Origin of the sequence: Aeromonas sp. 11P (genome assembly GCF_051920165.1) — a bacterium.
In the GTDB taxonomy this organism is placed as follows: domain Bacteria; phylum Pseudomonadota; class Gammaproteobacteria; order Enterobacterales; family Aeromonadaceae; genus Aeromonas; species Aeromonas veronii.
The window spans coordinates 108696-122776 of sequence record NZ_JBQBDJ010000004.1 but is presented as its reverse complement, the minus strand read 5'-3'; the positions used below and the strand labels follow the sequence as shown (position 1 = coordinate 122776).

Here is a 14081-nt window from a genome sequence, read left to right as displayed (position 1 = left end):
CAAAAAACCCCAACCTTTCGGTTGGGGTTTTTTGTCGTTTTCTGATCACTGACGCTTAGTGGGAAACAGCTTCAACATTGACCTGAAAATCAAAGCTGAGGCTGTCATTTACCAACTCAACCTTCACAATTCCCCCGTCAACCAGTGAGCCGAACAGGATCTCGTTGGCCAGGGGTTTCTTGAGGTGCTCCTGGATAATCCGACCCATCGGTCTGGCCCCCATGGCTCTGTCATATCCCTTCTCTGCCAACCAGTGGCGGGCACGCTCGGACACCTCGAGAGAGACTCCCTTCGCATCCAGTTGAACCTGCAACTCGACAATGAACTTGTCGACCACCTGATGGATCACCGTCATATCGAGATGGTTGAACCAGATGGTGTGATCAAGCCGGTTACGAAACTCCGGACTGAAGGTCTTGTTGATCACCGCCATGGCATCGTGGCTCAAATCCTGTTGCTGGAAGCCAATCGACTTGCGCTGGGTCTCCTGCACACCGGCGTTGGTGGTCATTACCAGAATCACATTACGGAAATCTGCCTTGCGCCCATTGTTATCGGTCAGGGTTCCGTTATCCATCACCTGCAACAGCAGGTTGAACACATCCGGGTGCGCCTTCTCAATCTCGTCGAGCAACACTACCGAGTGGGGATGCTTGATCACCGCATCGGTCAGCAAACCACCCTGTTCAAAACCGACATAGCCGGGAGGCGCACCAATCAGGCGAGATACGGTATGGCGTTCCATGTACTCGGACATATCAAAGCGCAGCATCTCGACACCCAATGCTTTGCCCAACTGCTGGGTCACCTCTGTTTTACCGACACCGGTGGGGCCGGCAAACAGGAAGCAACCAACCGGGCGACGCTCGTTGCCAAGGCCCGAGCGTGACAGGCGGATGGCATCAGCCAGCACCTCAATAGCCTTGTCCTGACCAAAGACCACCATCTTGAGATTGCGCTCCAGGTGCTTCAGCACCTCCTTATCAGAGGAGGAGACTGATTTCTCCGGAATGCGGGCAATCTTGGCAACGATGGACTCAATCTCCTGCACATTGATCACTTTCTTGCGCTTGCTCGCCGGCAGCAACCGTTGACCGGCACCCGCCTCGTCGATCACGTCGATCGCCTTGTCGGGTAGGTGACGATCATTGATGTACTTGGCAGAGAGCTCGGCAGCTGCACGGATCGCCTTGGCGGTATAGCGTACGCCGTGGTGGGCTTCGTAGCGACTCTTGAGCCCCATCAAGATGCGAGTTGTGTCATCGATAGTTGGCTCGACAATATCGATCTTCTGGAAGCGACGGGCCAACGCACGGTCTTTTTCGAAGATCTGGGCGTACTCCTGATAAGTGGTGGATCCCACACAGCGGAGCAAACCATTGGAGAGCAGCGGCTTGATCAGGTTGGCCGCATCCAGCTGACCACCGGATGCCGCGCCGGCACCAATGATGGTATGGATCTCGTCGATAAAGAGGATGGCCCCTTCCTGACGCTCAATCTGCTTGAGCAGTACTTTGAGGCGCTTCTCGAAATCACCACGGTATTTGGTGCCCGCCAGCAGAGAGCCCATATCCAGCGAGTAGATGGTACTGCCCGCAATCACCTCAGGGACATCCCCCTTGACGATGCGATAGGCCAAGCCTTCGGCAATGGCGGTTTTACCCACGCCAGCTTCACCCACCAGCAGCGGGTTGTTCTTACGACGACGGCAGAGCACCTGAATGGTACGGTTGAGCTCCTGATCACGGCCAATCAGCGGATCGATGCGCCCTTCCAGCACCAGCTGGTTCAGGTTGGTGGCAAAGCTCTCGATCTGTGCGGCCGAGACATCATCATCAGACTCGGGATTGTTATTGCTGCCGAGATCAGGCTTGCTGTCCTTGCGCACCCCGTGGGAGAGGAAATTGACGACGTCGAGACGGCTGATCTCGGCTTTTTTCAGGAAATAGGCAGCTTGTGACTCCTGCTCACTGAAGATAGCAACTAGCACGTTGGCGCCGCTGACTTCGGTATTGCCGGAGGATTGCACATGGAAGACGGCACGCTGCAACACGCGCTGGAAGCCCAGTGTCGGCTGGGTTTCACGATCTTCATCGTCGCGCGGTATGAGCGGAGTAGTTTGGGTGATGAATGCGCGGATCTCCTTGCGCATCTGCTCGACATCGGCACCACAGGAGCTCAGCGCCTCATGGGCTGAACTGTTATCCAGAAGGGCTAACAACAGGTGCTCGACGGTCATGAATTCGTGGCGCTCGTCACGGGCCAGTTTGAAAGCCTCGTTCAGCGTCTTTTCTAGATCTTTATTCAACATAGGCACCTCCCCTAGTACAGCTACAATGTGGTGTCACACTCGCCATCAAGTCATCAGATTCAAGCCTTTTCCATAGTACAGAGCAGTGGATGTTCGTTGTTACGTGCATAGGTGTTGACCTGGACAACCTTGGTTTCGGCGATCTCTGCGGTAAACATGCCGCAGACACCCTTACCACTATAATGCACACTCAGCATGACCTGAGTCGCCTTGTCCAAATCCATACCAAAGAACTTTTGCAGCACCTCCACCACAAACTCCATGGGCGTGTAGTCATCGTTGTTCAACACAACCTTATACATGGGTGGCGGCTGCAGCTTTGTTTTCTCTGCTTCTGCAATCTCTTCATTAGCAAAGAGTTCTTTCTGCTTGCTCATAATCGCGCTTTGGTACCTCTAGATTACTACCGTCTAACACAAGGTTGTCAATAGACTTGTTAACCAGATCACATCAGTTGTTAACAACTCCTTGACTCGCTCAAAAGTTAGACTAGATTGGTTACTTGCTAATCTGTGCCCGTCTGCTATGGGCTCATGTCCCTAGTTATAAAGGGCTGGCGCAGGTTACTCAACGACTTCTGGGTAATCAATAAAAGGATGTAGAAGTATGGCAACCGGCACAGTTAAGTGGTTTAACAACGCAAAAGGATTTGGGTTTATCTGTCCGGAAGGGGGCGGTGAGGATATCTTCGCTCACTACTCCACGATTCAAATGGAGGGCTACAAGACCCTGAAAGCGGGTCAGGCTGTCAATTTTGAACTACAACAGGGGCCGAAAGGAAATCACGCCTCTGTGATTGTGCCAAACGAAGCACAAAATATGTAAATAACACCCGTTGGATAAATAAAAAACCGGTTCCTCCCTGAGCAACCGGTTTTTTATTGTCAGATTTCTGGCGAATCCTGCCTCCTCACGGGATCACAGGGTTATCGCCAGCAATGATCAGTCGTGATATTCACTGCAGGCGATCAGGGTATTTTCCATCAGGCTGGCGACCGTCATCGGGCCCACGCCACCGGGTACCGGGGTAATGAAGGAGGCATGGCTGCGCGCCGTCTCAAACTCTACATCCCCGACCAGCGAACCATCAGCCAGACGGTTGATGCCCACATCGATTACCAGCGCCCCCGGTTTGATCCACTCCCCAGGTATGAAGTTGGGCTTGCCGACTGCGACAACCAGCAGATCGGCACGGCGTACCTGATCTTCCAGATCCCGGGTAAAGCGGTGACAGGTCGTAGTTGTGCAGCCCGCCAGCAGCAATTCGAGGGTCATGGGACGCCCCACTATATTGGAGGCCCCCACCACGACCGCATGCAGACCGTGCGTCTTCACGCCGGTGGTCTCGATCAGCGTCATGATCCCTTTCGGAGTGCAGGGGCGCAGCGCCGGAATACGTTGGGCCAGACGGCCAACGTTATAGGGGTGGAAACCGTCAACATCCTTGTCAGGCTGGATCCGCTCCAGCACCTGAGTGGTATCAAAGTGATCCGGCAACGGCAACTGAACCAGAATGCCATCTACGTGGCTATCCGCATTCAGCTGATCAATCAGCGCCAGCAGCTCTTCCTGACTGGCTGTGGCACTCAGGTCATAGGAACGGGAGAGGAAACCCACCTCCTCACATGCCCGGCGTTTGCTGCCGACATAGACCTGAGAGGCGGGATCCGCCCCCACCAGAATGACTGCCAGCCCTGGAGCCCGTTTCCCTGCCGCCAACCGCTGTTGGACTTGCGCCGCGACCTGGCTGCGAATCGTTTGCGCAACCTGTTTTCCATCTATGATTTTGGCAGACATCGTTCTCCACTCACCATGTGTTCAACTGCCGCGCATTGTCGCATTTTTTTAGCCGGGATGTTAGCGGCAGACGCACGCCAGACCTGTAGCGGGCAATAAGTAGGCACTTGAATTTACTGGGGGAAAAAGTCGTTGACGCTGCCCCTTACGCTTGGCTATGATGCCCGCCCGTTGCCCAGTACGACTCATGTCGATATGCTGGTCAGGGATTTTCGGTGATTAGCGCAGTCCGGTAGCGCATCTGGTTTGGGACCAGAGGGTCAAAGGTTCGAATCCTTTATCACCGACCATGTTCATCGACTCGTCCTCAAGACGTGTCGGTACAAAGCGCCCTTAGCTCAGTTGGATAGAGCAACGGCCTTCTAAGCCGTGGGTCGCAGGTTCGAATCCTGCAGGGCGCGCCATTAATGCTCCCCTTTCCTTTTGGATTGGCGAGCGTTGATGAAAATTTCAGTGGTGGCTGTAGCTCAGTTGGTAGAGTCCCGGATTGTGATTCCGGTTGTCGTGGGTTCGAGCCCCATCAGCCACCCCATTATTCCGTCGATAATCGCCGCAAGGTGATGTCCATCGACTTGGTGCAGTGACCTTCTGGTCTGCTCCGCGAAAAACCGGCCTTGGCCGGTTTTTTTGTTTTGCGCTCGACTGTGCCATGCCTTGTCTGCAAGGCCATCCTCCAGACCGATAAACGCGGCTCTGCCCATTTGTCACGATGTGCGCCTCCCCATCGATACACACAGCCACACTCCCCCACGCACCAGCCTGCCCGGTTCTTTTTCTGTATTTCCCAAGCGCCATTGATATGCTGATCGCTCTTCTTCTCTCCTGCTTCCCGTCGGAGCTTTTCTATGCAACGCATTCTTTTTGTCGAAGATGATCCCGAGATTGGCCAGCTCATCAGCAGTTGGCTCGGTCGCCACGATATGGAAGTGATCCTCGAGCCCAGAGGAGACATGGCGCTGGCCCGGGTCGAGGCCGAACAGCCCGATCTGGTGCTGCTCGATATCATGCTGCCGGGGCTAGATGGCATGTCCCTCTGCCGGGAGCTGCGGCCACGCTTTGATGGCCCCATCGTTATGCTCACCTCGCTGGATAGTGACATGAACCAGATCCTGAGTCTGGAGCTGGGCGCCAACGACTACATTCTCAAAACGACGCCACCGCCGGTGCTGTTGGCCCGGTTGCGGGTGCAGTTTCGCCAACACCAGCAAACATCAACCCAACCCGTCGCCACCAGCAGCGGTCCCCAGCAGCTGCAATTTGGTCGGCTGCGGGTGGATGGCCCGGGGCGAGATGTGCGGCTCGATGGCGAGAGCGTGGCTCTCTCGACCGCCGACTTTGATCTGCTGTGGGAGCTCGCCTGCCACGCGGGCCAAATCTTGAGTCGGGAAGCCCTTTTTCGCAGCTTGCGCGGCCGGGAGTACGACGGTCAGGATCGCAGCATGGATGTGGCCATCTCCCGCCTGCGCCGCAAACTGGGTGATAACCCCGACAACCCGACCCGGATCAAGACGGTGCGCCAGAAAGGCTACCTCTTCGTCCCCCACGCCTGGGAATAACCCTCTTTCGGGAGCACCGCCATGCGCCGTCTCTTTATCCAGTTCTATCTGTTGCTGATCGGCTGCTTCACCTTGGCCATCCTGCTGGTGGGCGTGGTCTATCAGGTGACCGCCGAACGGGCGGGTGATCGCTATCTCGAACGCATGATGCAGGGCTCTCTTGGCCTGTTGACCGGCGAGTTGGCAAGAACCCCGCCTGAGCGCTGGCCCGATCGACTGGCCGAGCAGAGCAGTCAGTTTACCCTCCCCCTCAAGATCGGCGAGCTGGTGAGCCAGCCCCTGGCCAGCGAGGATCAGGCCTTTCTGGCCGCCGGCAACATTGTCATCGTCGAGGAGGATGACACCTTCCTGCAGCGCATCCCCGATACCGACCGGGTGCTGATTGTCGGCCCTGTACCCTACCTCTCCTACCTGCACGAGCTGCACTGGGTCGATGTGGGGCTGCTGCTGGTGATCGGCCTCTCTCTCGGCCTGCCCATCCTTCTGTGGCTGCGTCCCCACTGGCGCGGCTTGCAGCAGTTGGAGCAAACCGCACGTCGCGTAGGCGATGGGGATCTCTCCTGCCGAACCAATCTGCCACCGGGCAGCAGTCTGGCCCGAGTGGGACGCACCTTCGATCAAATGGCGACCCAATTGCAGGCCATGATTGCCAGCCGCAAACAACTGACCGATGCCATCGCCCACGAGTTGCGCACCCCGTTAGTCCGGTTGCGCTATCGGCTTGCCATGCTCGATCCTGCCCCTGCCGAGCAGGAGCAGCAGGCGCTGGAGCGAGATCTGGGAGCGCTGGACTCGCTTATCGAAGAGATGCTCACTTACGCCAAGCTGGATAGACCCGAACTGCCGCTGCAACAGGACGAGCTTGAGCTCAGTCACTGGGCACAAGCGCATCTCGGCGACTGGCAAGCGCTGGCACCCGAGAAGAGGCTCACCCTCGATCTGCCGCCACGCCACATGCCCTGGTGCGGCGATCAGCGTCTGCTGACGCGCGCGGTGGAGAACCTCATCGGCAATGCCCTGCGCTACGCCGAGAGCGAGGTTACCCTCTCCATCTCGCGGCTGCAGGAGAACTATTTGCTGGAGGTGAGCGACGATGGACCGGGGATCGATCCGGCGCTGGCGCCCCAGATCTTCGAGCCGTTCGTGCGCCTTGATCAGAGCCGGGATCGTCGCACCGGCGGCACCGGGCTGGGGCTTGCCATAGTGCGCAGCATAGCGATCCATCACGGCGGGGATGTGGCGTTGCTGGCCAGTGACCACGGCGCCCGCTTCTGCCTCACGCTGCCTGTACATTTGGATACAAACCGTCACCAACCGCTCACTGAAGGGCCGCCGCAACCGTCATAGGATGACTGTCATGGAGAACGCTCCATCACATCAACCCGAATAAGGAAATTGAACATGAAAAAGATCATTCCCCTGACCCTGGCTGCCGTCTTCGCCCTCACCTCCGGTTTCACCATGGCGGCCACCCCGACCAAGACAGCCACACCGCAGGCAACCCAGACCAAGGTGGTGAAAAAACACCATAAAGCCACCCACGCCAAGACCCCTGCCGTCAAAGTCGCGCCGAAAACCAAGTGATCCAACCTGTCACTGGATAACACAGAGGGAGGCTGACGCCTCCCTTTCCATCTCTTCCCGAAATTTTCCTGACGAGCGCCTCCCTCGTCCAAACCGGATCCACGACCCGGCTCCCCCTTTGCGGGAAACGGTCAATGACCACAGGAACATGGCATGTGGCGTCATCTGCTTAAATGGCTCGGCCCCGTGTGCAGCTTGCTGCTACTCGGCACCGCTCTGACCGTGCTGTATCACCTGACTCAGGCATGGCACTGGCACGATATTCGTGTGGCCATCTGGTCCCAACCCCTGCCGCGACTGGCGGGCGCCCTGCTGCTGACCCTGCTCAGTTATAGTTGCCTCTGCAGCTATGACATGCTGGCGCTCCATGCGCTGGGCAAACGCCTTCCCTGGCAACAGGTCAGCATCACCTCCTTTATCGCCTACACCTTCTCCAACACCCTGGGATTTGCCCTGCTGACCGGCACCTCGGTACGCTATCGCCTCTACTCTGCACTGGGGCTCGCCACCGGAGAAGTGGCCCGCGTGGTGCTGTTCTGCTCCATCACCATCTTCCTCGGCCTGTTGGCGTGGGGAGGTGGCGCCCTACTGACCTGCGATGTATCACAGTTGCAGCCTGACTGGCCGCAATGGGCAGATACCCTGTTCAGGCTGGCGGGCGTCATGGCTCTGCTGTTGGTGGCCTGCTACCTCTGCTGGCCCACACGCCGTCTATCCTGGCGGAAACACACCCTGACCCTGCCGGGCTTTCGGATACGCCTGCTGCAACTGCTGGTCGCGCTGGCCGACTGGATGGCCGCCGCCGCAGTGCTGTTTGTGCTGTTGCCTGCAGATAGCGTCCCCTACCCCGTGCTGCTCAGTGCCTTCGTGCTGGCCAGCTTCCTCGGGGTGCTGGCCCACGTGCCGGGCGGGATCGGGGTGTTCGAAGCGAGCATGAGTCTGCTGCTGGCCCACTACTTGCCGGCCGACAAGCTGCTCGCCTCGCTGCTGCTCTATCGCTGCATCTATTACCTGCTTCCCTTTCTCTGTGCCCTGCTGCTCTTTGCGAGTCAGGAGATGCTGCAACAAAAAGCGCGCTGGCAGCGTCTACAGGGGCTGATGAACGCAGTGCGCGAATTTCTGCCTGCCCTTATCAGCATGGGCACCTTCGCCGCCGGTAGCCTGCTGCTTTGCTCGGGGATGATCCCGACCATGCGCAGCCACATCGAGGTGTGGCTGCAAGTGCTGCCGCTCCATCTGCTCGAGCTCTCCCACGTGCTCGGCAGCGTGAGCGGTATCCTCCTGATCCTGCTGGCGCGCAGCCTCTATCGCCGTCACGACGCCGCGTTTCGCATCACCCAGCTGCTGTTGGCTCTGGGTATCGCCTTCTCCCTGCTCAAGGGGGGGGACTGGGAGTCAGCCCTGCTGCTCGGCAGCTTCCTGCTCATCATGACCCCCTGCCGTTCTCTCTTCTATCGCAAGGGGTCGCTGCTCTATCCCCAGTACACCCCGGGCTGGCTCATCTCGGTCGGCGCCGTGCTGCTGGGAGCGCTGTGGCTGCTGCTCTTCTCCTACCGTCAGGTGGAGTATGACCACGCCCTCTGGTTCCACTTCTCACCCCACGGCGGGGCTGCCCGCGGCCTGCGCGCCATGGGGAGCGTGGTGGCCGTACTGGCCGTTGCCGGGGTTGCCCAGCTGCTTGCACCGCTGCGGGTAGTCGGTGAAAAGCCGGACAAGGAGACGCTGGCGCGCGCTCACGAGCTGGTGGTGCGCGAAGGGGGGATCCACGGTTATCTGGCCCAGCTGCAGGACAAGTCCCTGTTGTTCCACCCCGCCGGCGACGCCTTCCTGATGTATGGCATCGAGGGCAACAGCTGGATTGTGATGGGGGATCCCGTCGGTCGCCCCGAGCAGATCGAAGAGCTGCTCTGGCAATTTCGCGAGCGGTGCGACGAGCACGACGCCAATCCGGTTTTCTATCAGGTCTCGGCCCGCTATCTGCCGCTCTATCTGGAGCTGGGGCAGATCCCCTTCAAGCTTGGTGAAGAGGCGATGGTCGATCTGGCCACCTTCGATCTGGCAGGCAGCCGGCTGCGCAACCTGCGCCAGAGCCACGCCAAGGGCAAACGGGAAGGGTTAACCTTCAAGGTGGTCGAGGCAAGCGCCGTGGCCCCCCTGCTGCCCAGATTACAGACCGTCTCCGATACCTGGCTGCAGAGCAAGATGGGCAAGGAGAAGGGCTTCTCGGTCGGCCGTTTCGAGCCAGACTACCTGACCTTGAGCCCGGCTGCGCTGGTGTGGCACGAGGGGCAGATTGTCGGCTTTGCCAATCTCTGGGTGAGCGATAACAAGGAGATGCTCTCCATCGATCTGATGCGCTACAGCCTGGATACCGGTACTGCCCCCATTATGGATTTTCTCTTTGTCGAGCTGCTGCTGTGGGGCAAGGCGCAAGGGTACGCCAGCTTCAATCTGGGGATGGCCCCCATGTCTGGCTTCAACGATCACCCGCTCAACAGCTACTGGGCCCGTCTTGGCAATACCCTGTTCGTCCGTGGCAGCCGCTTTTACAACTTCCAGGGGCTCAGACGCTACAAGGAGAAATTTTCGCCCCGCTGGGAACCCCGCTACCTGCTCTGCAGCAGCAAGCTGGTACTGCCCAGAACCCTGACTCACCTGATCACCCTGATTAGCCGCGGCCCGTTGGGGCTGATCAAGAAATAGGAGCATGGCCAATGAGAGCCCTGATATTGCTGTTACTCAGTCTCGTACTGCCCGTTTCATCTTTTGCGGCGCACGCCGCCCCGGTCAAGGATGACCTGAGCCTGATTGAGCTGCCGGTCAAGCAGCCATCCGACGCCCCCATGGTGATCTTTCTCAGCGGCGATGGTGGCTGGGCGGCCCTCGACAAGGGGTTGAGCGCCCAGTTTCAGCTGCACGGCATGCCGGTCGTGGGCTGGAGCTCCCTCACCTACTACTGGAAGAAGAAAACCCCGGAGCAGGTGACCGCCGATCTGGAGCGGATCCTCGATGATTACCAGACTCGCTGGCAGCGCCCCCGCTGGCTGCTGGTCGGCTTCTCGTTTGGTGCCGAGATTGTCCCCTTCGTCATCAACCGGTTGCCGGAGCACTATCGCCAGGGACTGGTCGGGGCCGTGATGCTCTCCCCCTCCACCAGCTCGGATTTCGAGATCCACGTCAGCGACATGTTGACTCACAAGGCCCGCAGCTACCCGACCGAACCGCAGGTGAAGACCATCCGCGACCTGCCGATGCTCTGCCTGCAAGGAGCCGATGATGATGACGGCGACCGCCTCTGCCCCCGTCTCAAACAACCCAACGTCACCACCGTCACCCTGCCGGGAGGACACCATTTTGACGATAACTACCCCCAGCTCTATCGGGCCATCACCAAGCATCTGAACCTGCTCCCGGATCCGCTGACTGTGGAGCATTAACCGGTATCACCACGGAATGCCTTTCAAGTACCGAGCAGGGCAAAATCAGCTAGCAATGAAAAGAGCCTCTCTTGCGAGAGGCCCTTTAACCCTAATTTGACAAGGCACGTGAATCACTTCCTACCAGATTACGATTACATTCCCATACTGGTCCTGGAGGTCGTGTTTAGCTCTTGTTTACGGTTGATGTCATTTTGCCAAACCAGTGCTCCGACAGTTTCTGCGCCTGTTTGACCTCCGGCTTGGTCATCGCTGCTTCCAGCTCATCACGAGCCTGCACGGCTTCTGGCATCCCTTCTGTTGCCGCCATAGATAACCAGGCATAGGCATGTACTCGGTTGCGCGGAGCCCCCAGTCCCTCTTCACGCATGGTTCCCATCCGGTATTGCGCCATACGATCACCCTGTTGGGCCGCCAGGCGATACTGCTTGAGTGCCAACGCGTAATCTTCTTTGCCCCCTTGCCCCAAACGCAGCATTTCACCGTAGGCATAGAGTGCAGCCCTATTCCCTTGCCGGGCGGCCTTGGCATAGCTGGCTCTGGCCTGCTCCAGTTCACCTTGCTCCTGTTGCAGTGCTGCCAGATCGAACCATGCCCTGGCCACACCACCGTCAGCAGCACGCATTAACCAGTGGATCTGCTGCTCCCGGTCTACCTGCAGCAAGCTCAGTTGGTACTCGGCTTCGTGGGAACCGTGTCCGGCTGCCAGCTCTAACCAATAGTGCCCCAAAGCGGGATCTGCGGGGACTTGCTCCCCTGCCAGATATGCCATCCCTAGCCAGAGTTCAGCCTCGGCAGAGCCCGCATTGGCCGCCCGTTGATAGGCAGCGAACCCATGGATAGGGGCGGCCTGTCTGGCTTGCTTTAGCAAAGCGTCCGGTTGCTGCTGGGCTGCTGCCTTGTCGTTCCAGCGCTGGGCAATATCCGGCCGTGTGGCAACCCCTTTGCCCATGTCATAGCGCTGACTCAGCAGGTACTGGGCATCACGGTTACCCAGTTCTGCAGCTCGCTCAAGCCACTTGACGGCGTCCGTATCGGCCCCCGGTTGTGTGCTGTACCAGCGGGCCAGGATCAACTGAGCGTCGGCATGATCCCGCTTGGCAGCCTGCTCGAACCAGTCGAGACAATCACTCGCCAGCTTGCCTTGATGTTGCTCCTGACACATCAGCCCCAGCCGATAGCTGACGTTGGTGTTGCCAAGGCGAGCAGAGTGCTGCCACCACTGAGTGGCCAGCATTGGATTTTTGGGCTCCCCGAGCCCGGCCTGATACCACTCACCGACTTGCCAGGCAGCATTGGCGCGGATCTTTTGATCGGCAGCCAAGGGGCCAGACTGCTCTGCCGCTTGCTGCATCCAGTGCATGGCATTGGGGTAATCGGGTTGGGTTGCCAGCCGTTTGGCCAGTTCATACTGGGCGCGGCCATCCCCTTGCTTTGCGGCTTGGGATAGATCGGCATCAGTGAGTGACGTAGTAGAAGAGCAGGCTGCGAGCATACCGGTCGCCAGCACCAGCCATAAAGCACGAAATTTCATGGAAAAATCTACTCTGAGTGAAAATGTTGCGGATAAATCACTGCCATCTTGCAAGCGGGTTCGTTATGCGCCGCAGCCACCTGATGGGCATATAGCTGATGCAGCGCCTTCCCTGGCCATCAGCCTTGCCTGTCAGGAGGGTTGTGCTGCTCTATGCTGCTGCCTCCTCATCAGCTTCCACCGCCTCAATGCCACGGGGAACGAAGAAGTTGTTGCTGCGGAGCATGGTATTGGCCTGAGCGTCGATCGTGGCGTGCTTGAGCTCCTTCGAGCTGAAGTCATGCATGAAGTAGTTGAAGAAAGCATCCACTTCACGTGGTACCCGTTGAGACTCGTTAAAGTACTTTACATATTTCGCGGCCTGTACAGTCTTGCTCTGGTAGCGTTGCCACATCACGATGTCATCGGCATCCTTTCCAACCTGCTCAAGCCAGCCCCAACGAGCCTTGAGTTCATCGCGTTCACTACCACGAGCAACCTCGAGGCGAGCCCGGTAGTCGAACAGCTTTTCTCCCAGCCAGATACAGTAACAAGTCATATGCCGTTCGAAACCTGCCGGAGTAGGATCGACCCGACCGGCCCACTTCTGGTAATAGTCGCTGAAATCCTGCACCGAGCGTCCAGCCAGGTTGTCCAGCATAACGAAGTAGCTAGCAACCTTACGGGATGTTTTTTCCAAAGTACGAAAGTTTGGGAACGGCACCTGAGCCCGACGAGCGGTATCAAACATTTTTCTAAGCGGCACCCGGCAAAGCTCGGCACTGGGCCGCTGTTCGTTGGGCAGCAAGCCCCCGGTAACATCTTCGCTGATGCCAGGGCAGAGCTCCTCCCGCCAACCTGGCTTGAGCGGCCCAAGGGGTAGCAGTGGGCGATAGTCTCGCCGTTCGTGGGCGGCAACCAGATGCAATGCTCGCTTGACGGCAGGGTGAAGGGGCTTGTCATAGTCGATTACCTTGGCCCCAGCCACTACGCCCAACGGCACGCCAGCCGGATTTTTGGTCAACAGACCGGCCCAGTCAGATACTTCCGCAACAGTGTCACCCATATCGAGCAGGCTACGCCGTGAACTGTCGAAGAGGCCAGCGAAGATCACCTCGACCTTGCTCTCCTCGTAGCGGTACTCGTTGCCCACCTTGGTACAGAGCGACTCCAGCAGCTCCTCGATAAAGCGGCGAGCCAGAGCTGCCCCCAGATCGGCACCGAAGACCGATACCTGGATCAATTTGATGGGAAGCTGGTTCAGTTCTTTGGAAGCAGACACGTTCTTTTTGAAGCGGTTCTTGGCAAAGTCGACTCGGGCATCGACCCCGGTCATAAGCAAGTCTGCGACCAGCGGGTTATCCCGGATAGGTGCCACGGCTTCCACGACTGCTCGCTTGGCCGCATTTTTGAGTGCAGAGAAAGAAGCTTCACCACTACTCTTAAGTGTCAGTAGATCACCCAGCTTATTGCTAAGAACCTTGCTCCAATCCCTCTTGCTCTTGAGAGCATCGACGGCCGTTTCTTTGGCCTGACCAACCAACTCGTCAATGTAATCTTTAGTTAACGCCTGCTGCCTTGCATCCAAGATGCTGTCCAGTTGCTCAGAGGTCGTATCGTTGAGCTCTGTGCCCAAGCCTGGAATGTAAACCTTGGCGTATGAATAGGACGAGGTGAGTGGAGCCTTGATTTCATCCGGATGGGCTCGAAACAGACGTCCCACATTGGTCAGCCGCTGGCTCTCTTCATCTGTGTAGATATTCCGCTTGGTGCCATCAAAGAAAAAACCTATTTGCAACGCCAGTGAGCAAGTGCCGATCCCCGCCTGATGAAGGCTCTCTTCTCGATCAATACGGCACTTCTGGTCATCCCTATCCACCATC

At 58.0% G+C, this 14081-nt stretch carries 11 protein-coding genes and 3 tRNA genes; 9 read left to right on the top strand and 5 right to left on the bottom strand.

Features of this window, described 5'->3' with window-relative positions:
* Positions 1–55 precede the first annotated feature (55 nt).
* Positions 56–2311: an ATP-dependent Clp protease ATP-binding subunit ClpA gene (clpA, locus tag ACTG1P_RS00890; RefSeq protein ID WP_440000198.1), complete on the bottom strand. Its 2256-nt coding sequence runs from the start codon at positions 2309–2311 to the stop codon at positions 56–58.
* Positions 2312–2370: 59 nt separating this feature from the next.
* Positions 2371–2688, bottom strand: a complete 318-nt coding sequence (gene clpS / locus ACTG1P_RS00885; protein ID WP_005337111.1) for an ATP-dependent Clp protease adapter ClpS — start codon at positions 2686–2688, stop codon at positions 2371–2373.
* Positions 2689–2917: 229 nt separating this feature from the next.
* Here clpS and cspD point away from each other — a divergent pair, with 229 nt between their 5' ends.
* On the top strand, positions 2918–3136 hold the full coding sequence (gene cspD / locus ACTG1P_RS00880; RefSeq protein ID WP_005300025.1) for a cold shock-like protein CspD: 219 nt from the start codon (positions 2918–2920) through the stop codon (positions 3134–3136).
* 117 nt (positions 3137–3253) lie between these two features.
* Here cspD and folD read toward each other — a convergent pair whose 3' ends face one another.
* Entirely contained in the window at positions 3254–4108 is an 855-nt protein-coding gene (gene folD / locus ACTG1P_RS00875) for a bifunctional methylenetetrahydrofolate dehydrogenase/methenyltetrahydrofolate cyclohydrolase FolD (RefSeq protein WP_005346435.1), read from the bottom strand.
* 213 nt (positions 4109–4321) lie between these two features.
* On the opposite strand from folD, the gene ACTG1P_RS00870 reads away from it, so the two are divergent.
* The 8 genes from ACTG1P_RS00870 (at position 4322) to ACTG1P_RS00835 (ending at position 10685) form a co-directional block, all read left to right on the top strand.
* Positions 4322–4398: transfer RNA gene (locus tag ACTG1P_RS00870), tRNA-Pro, on the top strand.
* Positions 4399–4435: 37 nt separating this feature from the next.
* Positions 4436–4512: transfer RNA gene (locus ACTG1P_RS00865), tRNA-Arg, on the top strand.
* 52 nt (positions 4513–4564) lie between these two features.
* Positions 4565–4640 (top strand) — tRNA-His (locus tag ACTG1P_RS00860).
* 313 nt (positions 4641–4953) lie between these two features.
* On the top strand, positions 4954–5664 hold the full coding sequence (gene rstA / locus ACTG1P_RS00855) for a two-component system response regulator RstA (RefSeq protein ID WP_440000197.1): 711 nt from the start codon (positions 4954–4956) through the stop codon (positions 5662–5664).
* 21 nt (positions 5665–5685) lie between these two features.
* Positions 5686–7011, top strand: coding sequence for a two-component system sensor histidine kinase RstB (gene rstB / locus ACTG1P_RS00850; RefSeq protein ID WP_440000196.1), 1326 nt, complete (start codon positions 5686–5688; stop codon positions 7009–7011).
* A 54-nt stretch (positions 7012–7065) separates the two neighbouring features.
* Complete coding sequence (locus ACTG1P_RS00845) at positions 7066–7248, top strand: hypothetical protein (protein WP_005337116.1); 183 nt, start codon at positions 7066–7068, stop codon at positions 7246–7248.
* Between the two features lie 153 nt (positions 7249–7401).
* Positions 7402–9951 (top strand): bifunctional lysylphosphatidylglycerol flippase/synthetase MprF, encoded by a 2550-nt coding sequence (gene mprF / locus ACTG1P_RS00840; protein ID WP_440000195.1) that lies wholly within the window; start codon positions 7402–7404, stop codon positions 9949–9951.
* 11 nt (positions 9952–9962) lie between these two features.
* Entirely contained in the window at positions 9963–10685 is a 723-nt protein-coding gene (locus ACTG1P_RS00835; RefSeq protein WP_440000194.1) for an AcvB/VirJ family lysyl-phosphatidylglycerol hydrolase, read from the top strand.
* Positions 10686–10851: 166 nt separating this feature from the next.
* Here ACTG1P_RS00835 and ACTG1P_RS00830 read toward each other — a convergent pair whose 3' ends face one another.
* Positions 10852–12219, bottom strand: a complete 1368-nt coding sequence (locus ACTG1P_RS00830; protein WP_440000193.1) for a tetratricopeptide repeat protein — start codon at positions 12217–12219, stop codon at positions 10852–10854.
* Positions 12220–12370: 151 nt separating this feature from the next.
* Entirely contained in the window at positions 12371–14080 is a 1710-nt protein-coding gene (locus ACTG1P_RS00825) for a hypothetical protein (protein WP_440000192.1), read from the bottom strand.
* Position 14081 lies beyond the last annotated feature (1 nt).